Consider the following 19,697-nt stretch of genomic DNA (forward strand, 5'->3'; position numbering starts at 1 on the left):
GCCCGAAGGCGCGTCGCTCACGCGCATCGACAACTCGGGCCGTCTCGACGAGGCGGGCGCCGCCTTCGTGCGCGCCGTGCAGCGGGTGGCGCTGGACTAGCGCGGCATCGTGCGGGCCGTGTACGGCCGCCGTCGGCGTGCGTTGCGGTGCGCGTTATTTTTGGCCGCTCCAGAATGGCATGAGAAGATGCAGGCGACCCCGCGAATCATGCGCAAACCCCAACGAGAACGCCCTTGGACCGTTTCCAGGAGATGCAGATCTTTACGCGCATCGTCGACCGCCGCAGCTTCACGCAGGCGGCCGAGGATCTGAACCTGCCGCGCGCCACCGTCACCAATTCGATCAAGCGCCTCGAGACCCGTCTCGGCGTGCGTCTGCTCGAACGCACCACGCGCCACGTGAAGCCCACGCACGACGGCGACGCCTACTATCAGCGCTGCACGCGCCTGCTCGCCGACCTTGAGGAAACCGAGGAAGCGTTCCGCGAGACCGATCCGCAAGGCCGTCTGCGCGTGAACATGCAGGAGACGCTCGCGCGCTACTTCGTGATGCCGCGTCTCGGGCAGTTTCTCGCGCGTTATCCGCGTGTGGAGCTGTTCATCGGCTCGGGCGATCATTTCGTCGATCTGGTGCGCGAGGGCATCGACTGCGTGCTGCGTGCGGGCGAGCTGGCCGATTCGTCGATGGTCGCGCGACGCGTGGCGCTGCTCGAACAGGTGACGTGCGCGAGTCCGGCGTATCTGGAACGTCACGGCGATCCGGCGTCGATCGATGCGCTGCTCGACGGCCATCAGGCCGTCAACTATCTCTCGCCGGCCTCGGGGCGCGCGCATCCGCTCGAATTCGCGTTGCCCGACGGCGTGCGCAACATCACGCTGCCCGGACCGGTGGCGGTGAACGGCGCGGAGTTGTACACGGCGGGCGCCGTCGCGGGATTGGGGCTCGTGCAGGTGCCGCGCTATCGCGTGCGCGAGCAACTGGCCAACGGCGAGCTGTGCGTCGTGCTGGCGGATCAGCCGCCGCCGCCGATGCCGGTGTCGGTGCTGTATCCGCAAAGCCGGCAACTGGCGCTGCGCGTGCGCGCTTTCGCCGACTGGCTCGTGCAGGCGTTCGCCGACGCGGGTTGAAGTCGAAGCGGAAGCTGACGTGAAGCGAAGCGCGCGCGGGCGTGCTTCAGGTGCGCCGCGAAACCATGCCGGAGACGCGCTGCGCGGCTTGCTGAAGCGGATCGAGGAAGGTCTTGACCATCTGCTTCGCGCTCGTGCGCTGAGCGTTGCCGCTGATGTTCATCGCGGCGATCACGCGGCCCTGGCGGTTGCGGATCGGCGCCGAGATCGAAATCAGCCCGCCTTCCAGTTCCTGATCGACGATCGCCCAGCCCTGCGCGCGCACCTGCCCGATGATCTTCTTGAGCTCGTCCTTGTCGGTGACCGTGCGCGGCGTGTGCGCGTAGAGCGGCGAGGCGCCGAGCGTGGCGTCGAGCGCGTCGTCGTCGAGCGCGGCCAGCAGCACGCGGCCCATCGACGTGCAATAAGCGGGCAGGCGGCTGCCGATCGAGAGGTTGATCGTCATGATCTTGTGCGTGGGCACGCGCAGCACGTAGACGATTTCGGTGCGGTCGAGCACGGCCGCCGAGCAGCTTTCGTGAACCGTCGCCGAGAGTTCTTCCATGACCGGCTCGGCCAGATTCCAGAACGGCATCGACGTGAGATAGGCGAAGCCGAGGTCGAGAATCTTGGGCGTGAGCCGGAACAGCCGGCCTTCGGCCTCGACGTAGCCGAGCGTCTGCAGCGTGAGCAGGATGCGGCGCGCGCCCGCGCGCGTGAGGCCGGTGGCGGCGGCGACGTCGGTGAGCGTCTGCTCGGGGTGCGCGGCGTTGAACGCCCGGATCACGGAAAGTCCGCGCGCGAACGACTGCACGTAGGAGTCGCCCGGCTTTTCGGGCGTGTCCGGCTGCTCGTCGGAACGGTCGGGCGAGGCGCTGGTGGCGGAAGTCATGGCGTCGTGGCGTCGGATCAAGGGCGGGAGGCGGCGCGTGGGTAACCCGTCACCATAGCGCAAGCGCATTGTTTCGCCAACAGGCATAGGGAAAAGCTGCGGCGGCTTGACGCGAGCATGCGGCACCTCTCCGCATTTTATCTGTAGATTTGATTTAGCTCAATTTTCATACCGAATAAGCGCGTTGACGATATTTTGTCGGCGCGATATTGCGAAGTTTTTATCGGATAAATGAATGCGGTGGTGATTAACCCAGATAATTAAATCGACATCCATAATCGGGCGTTTTTTCCGAATGCCGGACAAAACAGAATAGGTCGCATTCAGCCCGCGCCAGGTGGGCGTCCGGCTCGCGTCATGGGTTTTTTATCCGGCGTCAATCGCCGTCTTTTGCGCCACGGAAGCCCGGCGCAGCGCCGCGCCCGCGCCGCCTCTCAACGATCGAAAGCAAATTGAAAGATATTTGCGTCTTTCCGTCGCGCCTGGCCGGGCGAGATTTGTCGCATTTGATAAACCTTGGCGAGGATCAAATTTTCGAATAGTTCCTTTCCGTAGAATTTCGCCAAATACGATACGGGTGCATTTTGCATAGCGGTTTTATCGCGAAGCGAATGTGTGAAGCGTCGAAAGTGGTTCAACGGAAAATCAGGCAATTATGAAGAGAAAGGCCTTCAAAAGGTGGTTAATCCCCCTCGGCAGCGGGCTGCTCGTCTCCCTCGCGGGATGTAGCGGCAACATGGTTCTGCTCGATCCCAAGGGCAGCGTGGGCGTGGCCGAAAAAGAACTCATCGCCACGGCAACATGGGCCATGCTGCTCGTCGTGGTGCCCGTCATCCTGCTCACGCTCTACTTCGCCTGGCGCTATCGAGCGTCGAACCGCGACGCCACCTACGCACCCAAGTGGGCGCACTCCACCGCGATCGAAGTGGTGGTCTGGACCATTCCGGCCATCATCATCCTGTTCCTCGCCATCCTCACCTGGAAGACCACGCACGAGCTCGACCCCTACAAGCCGCTCGAGTCGAACGCGAAGCCCATCAACGTCGAAGTCGTCGCGCTCGACTGGAAATGGCTGTTCATCTACCCGGACCTCGGCATTGCTTCGGTCAACCAGCTCGCCGTGCCGGTGGGTACGCCGGTGAACTTCCGCATTACGTCGGATTCGGTGATGAACTCGTTCTTCATCCCGCAACTCGGCACCCAGGTCTACGCGATGGCGGGCATGCAGACGCGCCTGCACCTGATCGCCGACCATGCGGGCGACTACGCGGGCATCTCGTCCAACTATAGCGGCCGCGGCTTCTCCGACATGAAGTTCCGCACGATCGCCACGAGCCAGCAGGACTTCGACGCGTGGGTCCAGAAGGTCAAGGCGTCGCGCGCCGACCTCACGATGGACCAGTACGCGAGCGTCGCGCAGCCGCAGGAAAAGGCGCCGGTGGCGTACTTCTCGACGGTCGACCCGAAGCTCTTCAACAACATTATCGCGAAGTACAACAACGGCCACGTCACGAATTTCAGTGACCCGTCGTGCGCGACCAAGGGGTAAGCAGGCATGTTCGGCAAACTTACATTAGAGGCGATTCCATTCGATCAGCCGATCATCATGGGCGCGGCCGCGTTCATGGCGCTGATCGTGCTCGCGGTGCTCGGCCTCGTCACCGTGACGGGCAAGTGGAAGTATCTGTGGAACGAGTGGTTCACGAGCGTGGACCACAAGCGTATCGGCGTCATGTACATGATCGTCGCCGTGCTCATGCTCGTGCGCGGCTTCGCCGACGCGGTCATGATGCGTATCCAGCAGGCGCTGGCGTTCGATGCGCCGGGCTATCTGCCGCCGCACCACTACGACCAGATCTTCACGGCGCACGGCGTCATCATGATCTTCTTCATGGCGATGGCGCTCATGGTCGGGCTGTTCAACCTCGTGGTGCCGCTGCAGATCGGCGCGCGCGATGTGGCGTTCCCGTTCCTGAACTCGCTGTCGTTCTGGATGACGGCGATCGCCGCGATCCTCATGAACCTGTCGCTCGTGATCGGCGAGTTCGCGCAGGTCGGCTGGCTCGCGTATCCGCCGCTCTCGGAGCTGCAATACAGTCCAGGCGTCGGGGTCGACTATTACATCTGGGCGCTGCAGCTTTCGGGCGTCGGCACGCTGATCACGGCGATCAACTTCTTCGTCACGATCATCAAGATGCGCGCGCCAGGCATGAGCCTGATGAAGATGCCGGTGTTCACGTGGACCGCGCTCTGCTCGAACGTGCTGATCATGGCAACGTTCCCGATCCTCACGATCGCGCTCGCGCTGCTCGGCCTCGACCGCTACGTCGGCACGCACTTCTTCACGAATGACGGCGGCGGCAACCCGATGGTGTATCTGAACCTGATCTGGGCGTGGGGCCACCCCGAGGTGTACATCCTCGTGCTGCCCGCGTTCGGTATCTATTCGGAAGTCATGGCCACGTTCTCGAAGAAGCCGCTGTTCGGCTACAAGACGATGGTCTACGCCTCGTGCGTCATCATGATTCTCGCGTTCCTCGTGTGGGCGCACCACTTCTTCACGATGGGCTCGGGCGCCGACGTCAACGCGTTCTTCGGCATCATGACGATGATCATCGCGATCCCAACGGGCGTGAAGATCTTCAACTGGCTGTTCACGATGTATCGCGGCCGCATCGAATTCACCGCCCCTGTGCTGTGGACGATCGGCTTCATGGTCACCTTCTCGATCGGCGGCATGACCGGCGTGATGATGGCCATCCCGGGTGCAGACTTCGTGCTGCACAACTCGCTGTTCCTCGTGGCTCACTTCCACAACGCCATCATCGGCGGCGTGGTGTTCGGCTACCTCGCGGGCCTGCACTACTGGTTCCCGAAGGTGTTCGGCATCAAGCCCAACGAGAAGCTCGGCAAGGCGTCGTTCTGGTGCTGGTTCGTGGGTTTCTATGTGGCCTTCGTGCCGCTGTACGTGCTCGGCTTCATGGGCGCCACGCGCCGTCTGAACCACTACGACAATCCGGCATGGCAACCGCTGTTCATCGTGGCGGCCGTCGGCGTGGCGATCATCGCGCTGGGCGTGGTGTTCCAGGTGCTGCAATGGGTGATGGCGTTCGTGAACCGCAACAAGGCGGAATGCCAGGACGTCACGGGCGATCCGTGGGGCGCGCGCACGCTCGAATGGTCGATTTCGTCGCCGCCGCCGGTCTACAACTTCGCGGTCATCCCGCAGGTGCATGACATCGACGCCTTCACGCACATGAAGGAAACGGGCCATGGTCTGGGTCTCGCGGCGAAGTACCAGGACATCCATATGCCGTCGAACACGGCGTCGGGTTTCCTGATCGGCATGTTCAGCCTCGTGCTGGGCTTCGCGGGCATCTGGCACATCACGTGGCTCGCCGTGCTCGCGTTCGTCGCCATCGTCGTGACGGTTGCGGTGCATAGCTTCGGCAAGCACGACGGCTACTACATTCCGGCCGCCAAGGTCCGCGAGATCGAAGAGAAGCGCCATCGCGCGGCGGTTGCCGCCGAGCGCGAAATGGAAGCGCTGGAGGCTTAAACGATGTTACAGAAAACTCATACGGCAACGCTCGCCGATCTCGATCACGACGATCATCGGCCTTCGAACTCGGTGTTCGGCTTCTGGGTGTACCTGATGACCGACTGCATTCTGTTCGCGTCGCTGTTCGCCACGTTCGGCGTGCTCGGCCATCAGTTTGCGGGCGGCCCCACGGGCAAGGACCTGTTCAAGATCGGCGACGTCGCGGTCGAAACGGCGGCACTGCTGCTGTCGAGCATCACCTACGGTTTCGCGATGCTCGCCGCGCACCGCCGCAAGAACGGCGCGGTGCTCGGCTGGCTGGCGGTGACCTTCGTGCTCGGCCTGGCGTTCCTCGGGCTCGAACTAAACGAGTTCTCGCACCTGATCGCCGAAGGCGCGGGTCCGCAACGCAGCGCGTTCCTTTCGTCGTTCTTCGCGCTGGTGAGCACGCACGGTCTGCACGTGTTCTTCGGCCTCGTCTGGATGGTCGTGCTGATGGTGCAGGTGATGCGCCGTCCGCAACTCGACGATCAGGCAATCCGCCGTCTCACGTGCCTCAGCCTCTTCTGGCACTTTCTGGACGTGGTCTGGATCTGCGTGTTTTCTTTTGTCTACCTCGGGAGCGTGCTCTAAATGGCTCATCCTCAAGCAGAAGCCCATGGCAGCCTCAGCAGCTATGCAACCGGCTTCATTCTCTCGGTGCTGCTGACCGCCGGCGCGTTCGGCATCGTGCTGCACGGTTCGCTGGACGCCAGCACCGCCCTGATCGCGATTGCCGTGCTGGCCTTCGTGCAGGTCGTCGTCCACCTCGTGTTCTTCCTGCATCTGAACTCGTCGGGGCAAGGCTGGAACGTGGTGTCGCTCGCCTATACTGTGTTAGCCGCTGCGTTCCTGATCTTCGGCACGATCTGGGTCATGCATAACGTCAGCATGAACATGATGTCGCGCTAAGCGTCATCGCGCGCGTCCTGCCAGGCGCGCAGGCACTACCCGCAACGGCCGCACAGTTCCTTGATCTGTGCGGCCGTTGCCGTTTTGTCTGCGCTTTATGGACCGGATGCGCGCTTGACACTCGCGCGCCGCGACGCCTATCATGGGCGCCAAATGTTCGATTATCGACCATGAGTTCGCATATCGAACATCACGCACGAGGACGTGCGCGTTCGATCCCTCCTTTTCGCCCGCGCAGTCCGTCTATCTCAATCAGCTTTACATGAGATTCGGGTCGAGCCGCCGCGCTCGCGCCGGGATCGACAGGAGACTTCAATGACGGAAGCTTTCATCTGCGACGCGATTCGCACGCCGATCGGCCGCTACGCGGGCGCGCTTTCCCCGGTTCGTGCCGACGACCTCGGCGCCGTGCCCCTCAAGGCGCTCATGGAGCGCAACAAGGAAGTGGACTGGGCCGCGATCGACGACGTGATCTACGGCTGCGCGAACCAGGCCGGCGAGGACAACCGCAACGTCGCGCGCATGTCGTCGCTGCTGGCGGGCCTGCCGCAGGCCGTGCCGGGCTCGACCGTCAATCGTCTCTGCGGCTCGGGCATGGACGCCGTCGGCATCGCCGCGCGCGCGCTCAAGTCGGGCGAAGCGGGCCTGATGATCGCGGGCGGCGTGGAAAGCATGAGCCGCGCGCCGTTCGTCATGGGCAAGGCCGCGACCGCATTCGCGCGCGACGCCGCCATCTACGACACGACCATCGGCTGGCGCTTCGTCAACAAGCTGATGAAGCAGCAATACGGCGTCGACTCGATGCCGGAAACGGCTGAGAACGTCGCGGTCGACTACAACATCAGCCGCGCCGATCAAGACGCCTTCGCGCTGCGCAGCCAGTTGAAGGCCGCGCGCGCCATCGCCGACGGCACGCTCGCGCAGGAAATCGTCTCGGTTTCGATCGCGCAGAAGAAGGGCGATCCGCTCGTGGTGTCGCGCGACGAGCATCCGCGTGAAACCACCCTCGAAGCGCTCGCGAAGCTCAAGGGCGTCGTGGGCCAGGACGGCTCGGTGACGGCCGGCAACGCCTCGGGCGTGAACGACGGCGCCTGCGCGCTGCTGCTCGCGAACGAAGAAAACGCCAAGCGCTTCGGCCTCACGCCGCGCGCACGCGTGCTCGGCATCGCCACCGCGGGCGTCGCGCCGCGCGTGATGGGCATCGGCCCGGCGCCGGCCACGCAAAAGCTGCTCGCGCGTCTGAACATGACGATCGATCAGTTCGACGTGATCGAGCTCAATGAAGCGTTCGCTTCGCAAGGCCTCGCGGTGCTGCGCATGCTCGGCGTGGCCGACGACGACGCGCGCGTCAACCCGAACGGCGGCGCAATCGCGCTGGGCCACCCGCTCGGCATGAGCGGCGCGCGCCTCGTGACCACGGCGATGTATCAGCTGCATCGCACCAACGGCCGTTTCGCGCTGTGCACGATGTGTATCGGCGTCGGTCAGGGCATCGCCATCGCGATCGAGCGCATCTAAGCCAGCGGCTTCGCACGGCGATGTTTTAAAACAAGCCGCGTCCGTTGCGCCAAACCGCGAACCTCCGGGTTCGCGGTTTTTTTTCGTCCCGACGGTCCGCTGATTTGCGCGAAGTCCAATTCCTGGCGATTGCGAGTCGCAGTCCTGCATCCAACGCGAATAACCTGATAGCGGACGCGGACAGTTACGACGCTCGTTCAGAAAGCCGCGCGTAAAATCGCCTCCACATCGGCGTGAGATCGCCGGTCGTAACTTGGTCGCGGATAGATCGCAGTCCCGTTGCATCGTGATTCAAACCCCGTCTTTCAAGGAGAACGCGGATGATGAAGGCAGCGACTTTGGCAGCAGCCGTGGTGATGGGCGTCGCAGTCGGCCAGGCGGCGTGGGCACAAAACGAGCAGCCCGCGCAGCCGGATCAGGCGGGCGGACAAACGGCGCGCGCGGGCGCGGCGCAGGCGATCATCGCCAACGTGCCGCCGGTGCATCTGAAGGCGAAGATCGTCGGCATCGACCGCGCCGCGCGCGTGGTCACGCTGCGCGGTCCGCGCGGCAACGACGTGGATATCGCGCTCAGCCCGCAGGTCGGTAATTTCGATCAACTGAACGTTGGCGATACCGTCGACGTGCTCTACAAAAATGCGCTGCTCGTGACGGCGAACAAGGTGACCGGCAGCGACAAGGGCATCCGCAAGCGCGTGGATACCAACGTCTGTCTGCCCGCTTCGTCGGGTTACGACGCCGCGCGCCAGGTCGAGGTGCAGGCGACGGTGCAGCACATCAATCTGAAGAAGCGCGAGGTCACGCTGCGCGGCGCGTATCAGACGGTCACGCTCGAAGCGCCGTCTGATCTCGATCTCAAGAGCCTGAAAGTGGGCGACATGGTGCACGCCGTGTTCGTGTCCGCGTACGCGACGCAGGTTACGCCGGTGGGCGCGTCGGAATAGGTCGCGTGCATCGTCCGACGGCGCAAAAGACAACGCCGGCGCACCGCGAGTGATCGCGATGCGCCGGCGTTTTTACATCGGCGGGAGCGTCGCGTCGAGCGGTGTCGACGCGACGTGCAAGCGGATTACATGCCCGCCATGCACAGATACTTGATGACGACGTAGTCGTCCACGCCGTAGTGCGAGCCTTCGCGGCCGAGGCCGGATTGCTTCACGCCGCCGAACGGTGCGACTTCGTTCGAGATCAGGCCCGTGTTGATGCCGACCATGCCGTATTCGAGCGCTTCCGCCACGCGCCAGACGCGGCCGATGTCGCGGCTGTAGAAGTAGGCGGCGAGGCCGAACTCGGTGTCGTTCGCCATCTTGATCACTTCCTCGTCCGACGAGAAGCGGAACAGCGGCGCGAGCGGGCCGAAGGTTTCGTCGCGCGCGACCTTCATCGCAGGCGTGACGCCCGTCAGGATGGTCGGCTCGAAGAAGCCGTGGCCGAGCGCGTGGCGCTTGCCGCCCGTCAGCACCTGCGCGCCCTTGCCGAGCGCGTCCTCGATATGCGATTCCACCTTCAGCACGGCCGCTTCGTTGATCAGCGGACCTTGCGTCACGCCGTTCTCGGTGCCGAGGCCGACCTTGAGCTTTTCGACCGCGTCCTTGAGCTTCGCGGCGAACGTGTCGTACACGGCGTCGTGCACGTAGAAGCGGTTCGTGCAGACGCAGGTCTGGCCGCTGTTGCGGTACTTCGAAGCGATCGCGCCCGCGACGGCGGCGTCGATGTCGGCATCGTCGAACACGATGAACGGCGCGTTGCCGCCGAGTTCGAGCGAGACCTTCTTGACCGTCGAGGCGCACTGGCTCATCAGCAGGCGGCCGACCGGCGTCGAGCCCGTGAACGACAGCTTGCGCACGGTCGGATTGCTCGTCAGTTCGCCGCCGATGGCCTTCGGGTCGCCCGTGACGACGCTGAAGATGCCCGCGGGCACGCCCGCGCGTTCGGCCAGCACGGCCAGCGCGAGCGCCGAGAACGGCGTGGCTTCGGCGGGCTTGAGGACGATCGGACAACCGGCGGCGAGCGCGGGGCCGACCTTGCGCGTGATCATCGCGGCGGGGAAATTCCACGGCGTGATCGCGGCGCAGACGCCGATCGCTTCCTTCGTCACGACGAGGCGCTTGTCGTTGGCGACGGTCGGGATCGTGTCGCCGTAAATGCGCTTGCCTTCTTCCGCGAACCATTCGAGGAACGAAGCGGCGTAGCCGATTTCGCCCTTCGCTTCGGCAAGCGGCTTGCCTTGTTCGGTCGTGAGGATCAGCGCGAGGTCGTCGGCGTTTTCCATCATCAGGTCATGCCACTTGCGCAGGATGACGCTGCGTTCCTTCGCGGTCTTCGCGCGCCACTTCGGCCACGCGGCGTTCGCGGCGGCGATCGCGCGGCGCGTTTCGGCGGCGCCCATGCGCGGCACCGTGCCGATCAGCGCGCCGGTGGCGGGATTGGTCACGTCGAGCGTGGCACCGTCTTCGGCGCCTTGCCATTCGCCGTTGATGTAGGCCAGATTCTTCAGCAGCGATGCGTCTTTCAGGTTCATTCTGGAACTCCCGACAGGCTTCGATTCGTTTCGGTTTGACGTGGCTGGCGCGCGCGCGACGATGGCGCGCGGCGCACAACGACGAACGGCACAGCGGCAAGCGCCGGTGTGCCGTCAGGGGATGGCCCGCGCGCGGCGGGCCGGTGTTTCGATGTGAGGCGCGAGAGGCGACCGGCGAGGTGCGAGGCTTACGCCGGCACGCCCACGGCTTCCTTGATCGACTCTTCGAGAATCGCGAGCGCTTCGTCGAACACGTTGTCCTGGATCGTCAGCGGGAACAGGAAACGCACGACGTTCGAGTACACGCCGCAAACCAGCAGCAGCAGGCCGCGGTTGAGCGCGGCGGTTTGCACGCGCTTCGTGAAGTCGGCGTCGGCGTCGCTCGTGCCCGGCTTGCAGAATTCGACGGCGTTCATCGCGCCCGGGCCGCGCACGTCGGCGATTTGCGGCACTTCCGCCTTCATCGCATTGAGCTTGGCCTTGAGCTTGTCGCCGAGCTTCGTGGCGCGCTCGCAGAGCTTTTCTTCTTCGATGATCTCGATCACCGCGTGCGCCGACGCTACGGCCAGCGGGTTGCCCGCGTACGTGCCGCCGAGGCCGCCGGGCGCTGCCGCGTCCATGACTTCCGCGCGGCCGACCACGCCCGACAGCGGCATGCCGCCGGCCAGGCTCTTGGCGATCGTCATGAGGTCAGGCGTGACGTCGTAGTGTTCCATCGCGAACAGCTTGCCGGTGCGCGCGAAGCCCGTTTGCACTTCGTCGGCGATCAGCAGGATGCCGTGCGTGTCGCAGATCTTGCGCAGGCCGCGCACGAAGTCCGCCGGCGCCTGGTAGAAGCCGCCTTCGCCCTGAACCGGTTCGAAGATGATCGCGGCGACGCGCTTCGGATCGATGTCGGCCTTGAACAGCATTTCGATGTGCTTGAGCGAGTCGGCCGTGCTGATGCCGTGAACCGCGTTGGGGTACGGCGCGTGGTAGACGTCGGACGGGAACGGGCCGAAGTTCAGCTTGTACGGCGCGACCTTGCCGGTGAGCGCCATGCCCATCATCGTGCGGCCGTGGAAACCGCCCGCGAAGGCGATCACGCCCGGACGGCCGGTCGAGGCGCGTGCGATCTTGACGGCGTTTTCGACGGCTTCCGCGCCGGTCGTGAAGAACGCGGCCTTCTTCGCGAAGCTGCCCGGTGCGCGCGCGGCGACCTTTTCGGCCAGCGAGACGTACGACTCGTACGGCACGATCTGGTAGGCGGTGTGCGTGAAGCGGTCGAGCTGCGCCTTGATGGCGGCGACGATCTTCGGATGGCGGTGGCCCGTGTTGCACACGGCGATGCCGGCGGCGAAGTCGATGACGCGGCGGCCTTCGACGTCCCACAGTTCCGCGTTTTCAGCGCGCTCGGCGTAGAAGTTGCACATCACGCCCACGCCACGCGGCGTGATGGCGTCCTTGCGGCTCTGCAGATCGGCGTTCTTGCTCACGTTCATCTCCTTCACAAACTTCGGTTTTCGGATTGGTTGGTGGACCGGCAAGCAGTCCATGGCGCGACTATACTCACGTTTGGCTCTAAATTTCAGAGCCATTCAAATAAATTCATAGGAGCCAATTTCGATGCGTGCGAGTGTCCTGTCCGACTGGCTGGCCCAGCGGATCGAGCGCGGCAGCGGACAGCCCGTCTATCGCCAGTTGCACCGGCTGCTGCAGCAGGCGATCCTGTCGCGCGAGCTGCCCGCGGGCGCGCGCGTGCCGTCCTCGCGGCTGCTGGCGGCGGAATTGGGGATCGCGCGCAATACCGTGACGCAGGTCTACGAGCAATTGGTGCTCGAAGGCTATGTGACGTCGGCGACCGGGCGCGGCACCTTCGTCGCCGATACGTCGCCGGACGAGATCGTCGGCGCGGCGGAAATTGGCTCTATCGATGGGCGGAAAAATGCGTCGCTGTCAGGAGCCGCGCGGATCGGCGGCGGGATTGCAACTAACAGCCCCGACGGGCGGCGTGCGGCGGGGTTGGCCGGAGCGGGCGTCGAGGCGCAAGGCAAGGCGGATACGGGCGCGGGGAGTTTGCCGGGTTCGGCACGCGCGGGCGGCTCTGTTGGTTCTGACGGCTCCGGCCACGCGTCGCTCGCCTCCGCAACGCAGGCCGCAACGCTCCCCGAAACCTCGCCGCTAATTCTGCCCGCAACCGCGCCTTTCCATCGTCCCGCCGCGCGCGCCTTGTCCACGCGCGGCGCGCGCCTGATCGCGGGCGCGGGCGTCTCGAAGCGCCAGGGCGGCGCGTTCATGCCCGGCGTCCCCGACGTCTCGCGCTTTCCCGCGCGCGTCTGGACGCGTCTGCACAACAAATACTGGCGCAGCCTGCGCCCCGACCTGCTGACCTACGCGCCGGGCGGCGGCCTCGCGCTGCTGCGTCACGTGCTCGCCGACTATCTGCGCACTTCGCGTTCGGTGCGCTGCTCGCCCGAGCAGATCATCATCACGACCGGCATCCACCAGTCGATCGACCTCGCGGTGCGGCTGCTGTCCGATCCCGGCGACACCATCTGGACCGAAGACCCCTGCTACTGGGGCGTGCGCAGCGTGCTGCACGTTTCGGGGCTGAAGGCGCGTCCGGTCGCCGTCGACAGCGAGGGCCTCAACCCGTCCGCCGCCGATTTCGCCGCGCCGCCGCCGAAGCTCATCCTCGTCACGCCGTCACATCAATATCCGCTCGGCATGGTGATGAGTCTCGCGCGCCGCCGCATGCTGCTCGAGTACGCGCGCCAGCATCAGTGCTGGATCATCGAGGACGATTACGACAGCGAATTCCGCTACGGCAGCCGGCCGCTCGCGTCGCTGCAAGGGCTCGATACGGCGGGGCAGGTGATCTACGTGGGCAGCTTCGGCAAGACGCTGTTTCCGGGCCTGCGCGTCGGCTATCTGGTCGCGCCCGAACCGCTCGCCGAGAGCTTCGCCACCGCGAGCGCGGAGCTGTATCGCGAAGGGCAGTTGCTGCAGCAGGCCGTGCTGGCGGAGTTCATCGCCGAGGGGCATTTCACGTCGCATATCCGCAAGATGCGCGCGCTTTACGGCCAGCGGCGCCAGGCGCTGCTCGACGCCGCCACGCGCCGTTATGGCGACGCGCTGCCCGCGCTGGGCGGCGACGCGGGTCTGCACGTCGTCATGCAGTTGCCCGAAGGCAGCGACGACCGCGCCGTGGCCGAGGCCGCGCTCGCGCGCAACATCGTCGTGCGGCCCTTGTCGGGGTATTACTCGGCGCGCGAGCGTGCGGCGTCGGGCTTGCTGATCGGCTATGCGTGCGTGCCCGACGAGGACATCGCGCCCGCGTTCGACACGCTCGCCGAAGCCATCGACGCGACTTTGCCGAGCTTCGCCTGAGCGTCGCGCGAACGCGCGCCTTTCGGGTTCAAAGCGGTTTTAAAGCGGGTTCAAAGCGGGTTCAAAGCGGGTTCAAAGCGCGTTCAAAGCCGGATCAGCACCGCGCCGCAGGTGACGAGCGCGCACGCGATCATGCGGCGCGCCGTGAGCTGCTCCTTCATGAAGAGCCAGCCGATCAGCACCGCGAAGATCGACGACAGTTCGCGCAGCGCGGAGACCATCGCGATCGGCAGGAAGCGGAACGCCTCGATCACGAAGCAGTACGCGACGAGCGCGAGCACGCCTGCGAGCATGCCGCGCGCGACGGCGGCCTTCGACGTGAACATCTGCGCCGCGCCGCCGCGCAGCTTGCAGACAATCAAAAATTGCGGCACGTTCCAGAGCAGATACACCCACATGATGTAGCTGAGCGCGTTGCCGGCGGCGCGCGCGCCGAGTCCGTCGACGATCGAATAGACCGCGATGAACAGACCCGTGAGCAGTGCGTACGGCACGCTTTCGCCCGAGAAGCGCATGCCGCGCCGGAACGCCAGCGACATGATGCCGAGCGACACGAGCACCACGCCCGTCGCGGCCACTGCGTGCAGTGCTTCGTGCGCGAACACCAGCGCGCCCGCCGAGATCAGCAAGGGCGAGAGTCCGCGCGCGATCGGGTAGATCTGGCCGAAGTCGCCGCTGCGATACGCGCGCACGAGCGTGAAGCAGTACGCGAGTTCGAGCACGGCGGACGCGGCGATATAGGGCCAGCTCGCGGCGTCGGGCAGCGGCAGCACGCACACGCCGATCGCGCTCACGATCACATACGGCACGGAGAACATCCCGAGCAGCCAGACGCGGTCGTTCGAGAGATGAAGGAAGGCATTCCAGCTCGCGTGCATGAGCGCCGAGAGCAAAACCAGCAGGACGACGAAACTGGCCATCGAAAGTGATCGCGGGTGAGGCGGTTGGAGGGGGAAAGCGCGGCGCGGCAAGGTGCGACACGCTGCGACGACTGCCACAATTTGCCACAAAGAGATGCAAATTGCCGCAAGCCCTCCATTATTCCAGTGAATGCCGGGCGATGCCAGTGAATTGAAAGCGGGGTGTGGCGGCGTGCCGGAAAGCGCGACGCGAGCCGCGGAACCGGGGCTCGCGTCGAGAAGCGAGAGGGGAAATCAGCGCCCGGAAGAACGCCGCTCAGATCACTCGCGCGCGCAGCCGCGCCGAGACCAGATCGATGATCGTCACCACGGCCACGACCATGATGAGCACCGCGGAAGTCTGCTGATAGTCGAACGAGCGGATTTCCTCGTAGAGCACGACGCCGATGCCGCCCGCGCCCACCATGCCCACCACCATCGCCGAGCGCACGTTCGACTCGAAACGGTAGAGCGCGTAGGAGATCCACAGCGGCATGACCTGCGGCAGCACGCCGTAGATGATTTCGTCGAGCGGCGTGGCGCCGGTCGCGCGCACGCCTTCGGCGGGACGCGGATCGATGGCTTCGACGGCTTCCGCGAACAGCTTCGCGAGCACGCCCGTCGTGTGCACCCACAGCGCGAGCACGCCCGCGAACGGCCCGAGCCCGACCGCGACGATGAAGAGCATCGCGAACACCATCTCGTTGATGGCGCGGCACGCGTCCATCAGGCGGCGCACCGGATGCAGCACCCAGGCCGGCGCGAGATTGTGCGCCGACATCAGCCCGCACGGCACCGCGCAGACGATGGCGAGCGCCGTGCCCCAGAGCGCGACCGCGATCGTCACCCACATCTCATGCACGTAGGTGCGCCACTCGTGGAAGTCGGGCGGAAAGAAGCCTTCCGCGAAGGTGCCCATGTTGGCCGAATCGGAGAGCAGGTCGAGCGGGCGCATGTCCGCGCCGTGCCACGCCGCGCCGAGCAGCATCAGCACCAGCGCCCAGAGTACGAGCGAGGACCAGCTGCGCTTGCTGGCGGCGGCTTGCATGCGCGCTTTCGCTTCAGCGCTCTGCACGTTCTGGGCGTTCTGCGGCGCAAGCCGCGAGGCGTCGAAGTCCATCGCGCCCATCACGGTTTCGCCGGGGCGTTGAGCGCGCCGATCTTCGCGTCGATGGCCGCGATCTGGCTCTTGCGGTCGTCGTCGGAGAGATGGGTGTCGGCGGCGATCTTCTGCTTTTGCTGGAACAGCGCGATCTGGCGGATCGGCAACAGTTGCTCGTCGCTCGACGGCGCGAAGCCCGCGTAGCCGGTGATATCGGCCATGATTTTCTTCTCGCGCGGATCGGTCTTCGCGTAGTGATAGAAGAAGTCGCGCAGCTTCTGCTTGGTCGCTTCGGGCAGATCCTTGCGCATCACGAGCGGATCGGACGGAATCAGCGGCGAGGTCCACAGCACGCGCACTTCCTTGAAACGGTCCGGATGCTTGCGCTCCAGCGTGGCCAGTTCCATCGTGTTGTTGGTGGCGATATCGACCTTGTTGTTCACCACGGCGAGCAGGTTCGCTTCATGGCTCGACGGCAGCACGGTCTTGAACGTGGTCGCGTTCACCGGCAGATTGCGCTGCGCGAACAGATAATAACCGGGCACCAGCGAGCCCGACGTGGAATTCGGATCGCCCCAGCCCAACGTAAGATCCTTAGGATTCTTGAATACGTCATCGAGCGTCTTCACGCGGCTGTTCACGTTGGTGATCAGCACCGACTTGTAGCCCGCGTCGCCATTCGCGTAGAGCACCTTCGCGAACACTTCGCCGTTCGAGCGGTCCACGGCTTCCATCGCCGAGGCATTGCCGAAATAGCCGATCTGCACCTTGTTGAAGCGCATCGCTTCGATAATGCCCGAATAGTCGGTGGCGAAGAACGCATTCACGTGCAGACCCGTCTGACGATTCAGATCGTCGATGAACGGTTGCCAGCGCTGCTTGAGGACTGCTGACGAATCGGTCGAAATAATGCCGAAGCTCAGGTCGTCGGCGCGAGCGGCCGATGCGCCGAGCGCGGCGAAGGCCACGGCGCCGGCGGCGCAGCAGGAAAGCAGGGAACGGATCAGTTTCATGTGAGAGGCGGTCCGGTTCGTTGGGGAAGAGAAAACGTTTGCGTGCGATGCGGTGAAGCAGGTCAGGCCGCCGTCGGCTGCGCGCCGAAATGCTGCATGCGTGCTTGCGGAAGGGATGGATCGAGCGGCTGTTCCGGCGATTGATCAGGCGACTGAGCGGGCGCGCCATCCGCGTCGAGCAATTCGCGCGCGGCGCTGCCGTAGAGCTTTTGCAGCAACTCGGGCGTGAGCGCGGCGGACGGTCCGTCGTAGACCACGCGGCCGTCGCGCAGCGCGACCGTGCGCGGGCAATACTGCATGGCGATATCCACCTGATGCAGCGACACGACCACCGTGAGCCCGTGATTGCGATTGAGCATGCGCAGCATGTCCATCACGCGGCGCGACGATTCGGGATCGAGCGAGGCGATCGGTTCGTCGGCGAGAATCAGGCGTGCGCGCTGCACCAGCGCACGCGCGAGCGCGGCGCGCTGCTGCTGGCCGCCGGAAAGATTCGCGGCACGCTCGTACGCTTTATCGGCGATGCCCACTTCCGCGAGCGCCGCAATCGACAGCTCGCGCTCGCTGCGCGGAAAGCGGCCCGTGAGACGGCGCCACAGCGGCAGGCGCGCGAGCGCGCCGATCAGCACGTTGGTCTCGACGGTCAAACGATGCACGAGATTGAATTGCTGAAACACGAAGCCGACGTCGCGGCGAATGCGGCGCACTTCGCGCACGATGCGTCCGTCCTGCTGGATTGGGCGGCCGAGAATCTCGATGCGCGAAGGCTGCGGATCGGCGGCGACGAAGCCCGCGATATGGCGCAGCAAAGTCGATTTGCCCGATCCCGATGCGCCGATCAGCGCGACCATTTCACCCGTGCCCACGCGCAGGTTGATTTCGTCGAGCGCCTTGCGCTGCGGTCCAAAAGTCTTCGACAGTCGTTCGATTCGAATTGCGTCCATTTGCGCGCTCATGTCAGCGTCCTGCTTGATTCATCCGATGAGTGGGAGGCGTGTGCGTCCCGTGCTCGAGTCGGGGACATTCTAGGAAGCGACTATGACGGTTGAGTGAAGGCATCGCGACGTCTAGACGACTACATGACTGAAAACGCGTCGAATGAAGCCAGCAAGTCGAAGTGATGACATCTGTGTGACGTCTCGCAGATGTCACGCGATATGTCGCATGAAAAGGCTATATTGTTGGCAAACGCATGTGCTGTCCCCGGTTTTCGAATGCCGCGCTGTTTCCCTTGAACCGAACGAGCGACGACTTGCGCCGCCATGCAGGCACTGAGCTTCCTTCCCGACAGCTTCGCCGAATACGAGGACCTGAAAACGCTCCTCGACGCGGGCTCGCCCTGGTTCGACATCCGCAGCGCGGGCGAGGTCGAGGTGCGCGGGCGGCCGTTTTCGCTCTACGTGGCGGCCGTGGGCTCGCGCGATCCGCACGCGCCGGCGATCGGCTTCTTCGGCGGCATTCACGGGCTCGAACGCATCGGCTCGCAACTCGTGCTCGATTACATGCGCGCGCTCGTGGGCCGTCTCGCGTGGGACGAATTGCTGATGCGCCAGCTCGAATCGGTGCGGCTCGTGATGATGCCCATCGTCAATCCCGGCGGCATGTGGCTCGCCACGCGCGCCAATCCGAACGGCGTCGATCTGATGCGCAACGCGCCGCAGGACGCCGACGAGCGCGTGCCCTTTCTCGCGGGCGGGCAGCGCGTGGGATCGTGGCTGCCGTGGTATCGCGGACGGCGCGGCGCGATGATGGAAACCGAAGCCTCGGCGCTGCTCAAGGTCGTCGACGAGGAACTGACGAACCGGCCGCTCGCGTTCGCGCTCGACTGTCATTCGGGTTACGGCTGGAGCGACAGCATCTGGTTTCCGTACGCGCGCACGCGCCAGCTCATGCGTCATCTGCCTGAAATGTACGTGCTGAAAACCATGTTCGAGCGCGCGCATCCGCATCACGGTTACACGTTCGAGCCGCAGAGCCATCAATATCTGCTGCACGGCGATCTGTGGGATTGCGCGTACGATCGCGCGCCCGCCGACAACGTGTTTCTGCCGCTCACGCTCGAACTCGGTTCGTGGCTGTGGATCAAGAAAAATCCGCGCCAGATCTTTTCGCGCCAGGGCATGTTCAATCCGGTGATGCAGCATCGCACCGCGCGCGTGCTGCGGCGTCACGCCAATCTGTTCGATTTCCTCACGCGCGCCGCGTATTCGTCCGAGCGCTGGCTGCCCGCAGGCGTCGCGCGGCAGCAGGTGCTGCAAAGCGCGATCGGACACTGGTATCAGCGGCCCGGCGTATGAGCGCGAACCCGAATCCGGATCCGAATCCGTCGCCGTGGATCCTGCTGCGCGGCCTCACGCGCGAATCGCGTCATTGGGGTGCGTTCGCGTCGCTGCTCGAAGCGCGTTGCGGCGCCGTGCTGCCCGTCGATCTGCCCGGCAACGGCACGCGTCATCACGCGATCTCGCCGCTCGAAGTGAGCGAATACGTCGACGTCGTGCGCCGCGAGCTTCAGCGCGCGCTCGGGCAGGGCGACGGCGCGCCGCCGTATCGCGTGCTGGCGATGTCGCTCGGCGGCATGGTCGCGACGGCGTGGGCGCTGCGTTATCCGGCCGACATCGCGCGACTCGTGCTGGTCAACACGAGCATGCGGCCCTTTAGCCGCTTCGACGAACGTCTGCGGCCCGCCGCGTGGCCCGCGCTGCTGCACGCGGCGCAGCACTGGCGCGGGCGCGACCGTATCGGCGTGGCCGAGACGCGCATTCATGCCGCGACCTGCGCGCGCCT

The 19,697-nt window shown here is 65.0% G+C and carries 17 protein-coding genes; 10 read left to right on the plus strand and 7 right to left on the minus strand.

Annotated elements, in window-relative coordinates; translation table 11 throughout:
• The first annotated feature begins 234 nt into the window (after positions 1-234).
• Entirely contained in the window at positions 235-1,128 is an 894-nt protein-coding gene (locus G3N97_RS24595) for a LysR family transcriptional regulator (protein WP_065057632.1), read from the plus strand.
• 46 nt (positions 1,129-1,174) lie between these two features.
• Here the strand turns inward: G3N97_RS24595 and G3N97_RS24600 are convergent, their stop codons facing one another.
• On the minus strand, positions 1,175-1,999 hold the full coding sequence (locus tag G3N97_RS24600) for an IclR family transcriptional regulator (RefSeq protein WP_065057726.1): 825 nt from the start codon (positions 1,997-1,999) through the stop codon (positions 1,175-1,177).
• 655 nt (positions 2,000-2,654) lie between these two features.
• Here G3N97_RS24600 and cyoA point away from each other — a divergent pair.
• From cyoA to G3N97_RS24630, 6 genes are all read left to right on the plus strand, one after another.
• Positions 2,655-3,548, plus strand: a complete 894-nt coding sequence (gene cyoA / locus G3N97_RS24605) for a ubiquinol oxidase subunit II (RefSeq protein WP_205995587.1) — start codon at positions 2,655-2,657, stop codon at positions 3,546-3,548.
• A gap of 6 nt (positions 3,549-3,554) precedes the next feature.
• A complete protein-coding gene (gene cyoB / locus G3N97_RS24610) occupies positions 3,555-5,558 on the plus strand; it encodes a cytochrome o ubiquinol oxidase subunit I (RefSeq protein ID WP_205995588.1) in 2,004 nt (667 codons plus the stop codon).
• A gap of 3 nt (positions 5,559-5,561) precedes the next feature.
• A complete protein-coding gene (gene cyoC / locus G3N97_RS24615; protein WP_205995590.1) occupies positions 5,562-6,173 on the plus strand; it encodes a cytochrome o ubiquinol oxidase subunit III in 612 nt (203 codons plus the stop codon).
• Positions 6,174-6,491 carry a cytochrome o ubiquinol oxidase subunit IV gene (gene cyoD / locus G3N97_RS24620; RefSeq protein ID WP_205995592.1) on the plus strand — a complete coding sequence of 106 codons (318 nt, stop codon included), beginning with the start codon at positions 6,174-6,176 and terminating at the stop codon, positions 6,489-6,491.
• Between the two features lie 315 nt (positions 6,492-6,806).
• Complete coding sequence (gene pcaF, locus G3N97_RS24625; protein WP_205995594.1) at positions 6,807-8,009, plus strand: 3-oxoadipyl-CoA thiolase; 1,203 nt, start codon at positions 6,807-6,809, stop codon at positions 8,007-8,009.
• A 323-nt stretch (positions 8,010-8,332) separates the two neighbouring features.
• On the plus strand, positions 8,333-8,953 hold the full coding sequence (locus G3N97_RS24630; RefSeq protein ID WP_205995606.1) for a hypothetical protein: 621 nt from the start codon (positions 8,333-8,335) through the stop codon (positions 8,951-8,953).
• Positions 8,954-9,078: 125 nt separating this feature from the next.
• On the opposite strand, the gene gabD is transcribed toward G3N97_RS24630, so the two are convergent.
• Positions 9,079-10,530: an NADP-dependent succinate-semialdehyde dehydrogenase gene (gene gabD / locus G3N97_RS24635; protein ID WP_065057638.1), complete on the minus strand. Its 1,452-nt coding sequence runs from the start codon at positions 10,528-10,530 to the stop codon at positions 9,079-9,081.
• A gap of 188 nt (positions 10,531-10,718) precedes the next feature.
• Positions 10,719-12,011, minus strand: coding sequence for a 4-aminobutyrate--2-oxoglutarate transaminase (gene gabT / locus G3N97_RS24640; protein ID WP_065057639.1), 1,293 nt, complete (start codon positions 12,009-12,011; stop codon positions 10,719-10,721).
• Between the two features lie 124 nt (positions 12,012-12,135).
• Here gabT and G3N97_RS24645 point away from each other — a divergent pair, with 124 nt between their 5' ends.
• Positions 12,136-13,899, plus strand: coding sequence for a PLP-dependent aminotransferase family protein (locus G3N97_RS24645; protein ID WP_205995596.1), 1,764 nt, complete (start codon positions 12,136-12,138; stop codon positions 13,897-13,899).
• 83 nt (positions 13,900-13,982) lie between these two features.
• On the opposite strand, the gene G3N97_RS24650 is transcribed toward G3N97_RS24645, so the two are convergent.
• From G3N97_RS24650 to phnC, 4 genes are all read right to left on the minus strand, one after another.
• Positions 13,983-14,819 (minus strand): EamA family transporter, encoded by an 837-nt coding sequence (locus tag G3N97_RS24650; RefSeq protein ID WP_074981272.1) that lies wholly within the window; start codon positions 14,817-14,819, stop codon positions 13,983-13,985.
• Positions 14,820-15,075: 256 nt separating this feature from the next.
• The gene (gene phnE, locus G3N97_RS24655; RefSeq protein WP_205995608.1) at positions 15,076-15,846 is read right to left on the minus strand and encodes a phosphonate ABC transporter, permease protein PhnE; all 771 of its coding nucleotides are present in this window, start codon (positions 15,844-15,846) and stop codon (positions 15,076-15,078) included.
• An 80-nt stretch (positions 15,847-15,926) separates the two neighbouring features.
• Positions 15,927-16,913 (minus strand): phosphonate ABC transporter substrate-binding protein, encoded by a 987-nt coding sequence (gene phnD / locus G3N97_RS24660; RefSeq protein ID WP_205995598.1) that lies wholly within the window; start codon positions 16,911-16,913, stop codon positions 15,927-15,929.
• Between the two features lie 62 nt (positions 16,914-16,975).
• Positions 16,976-17,857 carry a phosphonate ABC transporter ATP-binding protein gene (gene phnC / locus G3N97_RS24665; protein WP_205995600.1) on the minus strand — a complete coding sequence of 294 codons (882 nt, stop codon included), beginning with the start codon at positions 17,855-17,857 and terminating at the stop codon, positions 16,976-16,978.
• Between the two features lie 318 nt (positions 17,858-18,175).
• Here phnC and G3N97_RS24670 point away from each other — a divergent pair, with 318 nt between their 5' ends.
• The gene (locus G3N97_RS24670) at positions 18,176-19,210 is read left to right on the plus strand and encodes a M14 family zinc carboxypeptidase (RefSeq protein ID WP_205995602.1); all 1,035 of its coding nucleotides are present in this window, start codon (positions 18,176-18,178) and stop codon (positions 19,208-19,210) included.
• Positions 19,207-19,697 (plus strand): alpha/beta fold hydrolase (locus G3N97_RS24675; protein ID WP_205995604.1); only part of this gene is annotated, 491 nt, incomplete at its 3' end. The genes G3N97_RS24670 and G3N97_RS24675, both read left to right, overlap by 4 nt.

This window comes from Paraburkholderia sp. Ac-20347 (genome assembly GCF_017104805.1).
GTDB lineage: Bacteria > Pseudomonadota > Gammaproteobacteria > Burkholderiales > Burkholderiaceae > Paraburkholderia > Paraburkholderia tropica.

Bases quoted from the DNA above. Each gene is read 5' to 3' on its own strand.
- gabD (WP_065057638.1), bottom strand. From the start codon at position 10,530: ATGAACCTGAAAGACGCATCGCTGCTGAAGAATCTGGCCTACATCAAC.
- phnE (WP_205995608.1), bottom strand. From the start codon at position 15,846: ATGCAAGCCGCCGCCAGCAAGCGCAGCTGGTCCTCGCTCGTACTCTGG.
- G3N97_RS24600 (WP_065057726.1), bottom strand. From the start codon at position 1,999: ATGACTTCCGCCACCAGCGCCTCGCCCGACCGTTCCGACGAGCAGCCG.
- cyoB (WP_205995588.1), top strand. From the start codon at position 3,555: ATGTTCGGCAAACTTACATTAGAGGCGATTCCATTCGATCAGCCGATC.
- cyoC (WP_205995590.1), top strand. From the start codon at position 5,562: ATGTTACAGAAAACTCATACGGCAACGCTCGCCGATCTCGATCACGAC.
- gabT (WP_065057639.1), bottom strand. From the start codon at position 12,011: ATGAACGTGAGCAAGAACGCCGATCTGCAGAGCCGCAAGGACGCCATC.
- G3N97_RS24670 (WP_205995602.1), top strand. From the start codon at position 18,176: ATGCAGGCACTGAGCTTCCTTCCCGACAGCTTCGCCGAATACGAGGAC.
- pcaF (WP_205995594.1), top strand. From the start codon at position 6,807: ATGACGGAAGCTTTCATCTGCGACGCGATTCGCACGCCGATCGGCCGC.
- phnD (WP_205995598.1), bottom strand. From the start codon at position 16,913: ATGAAACTGATCCGTTCCCTGCTTTCCTGCTGCGCCGCCGGCGCCGTG.
- phnC (WP_205995600.1), bottom strand. From the start codon at position 17,857: ATGGACGCAATTCGAATCGAACGACTGTCGAAGACTTTTGGACCGCAG.
- G3N97_RS24630 (WP_205995606.1), top strand. From the start codon at position 8,333: ATGAAGGCAGCGACTTTGGCAGCAGCCGTGGTGATGGGCGTCGCAGTC.
- G3N97_RS24650 (WP_074981272.1), bottom strand. From the start codon at position 14,819: ATGGCCAGTTTCGTCGTCCTGCTGGTTTTGCTCTCGGCGCTCATGCAC.
- cyoD (WP_205995592.1), top strand. From the start codon at position 6,174: ATGGCTCATCCTCAAGCAGAAGCCCATGGCAGCCTCAGCAGCTATGCA.
- G3N97_RS24645 (WP_205995596.1), top strand. From the start codon at position 12,136: ATGCGTGCGAGTGTCCTGTCCGACTGGCTGGCCCAGCGGATCGAGCGC.
- cyoA (WP_205995587.1), top strand. From the start codon at position 2,655: ATGAAGAGAAAGGCCTTCAAAAGGTGGTTAATCCCCCTCGGCAGCGGG.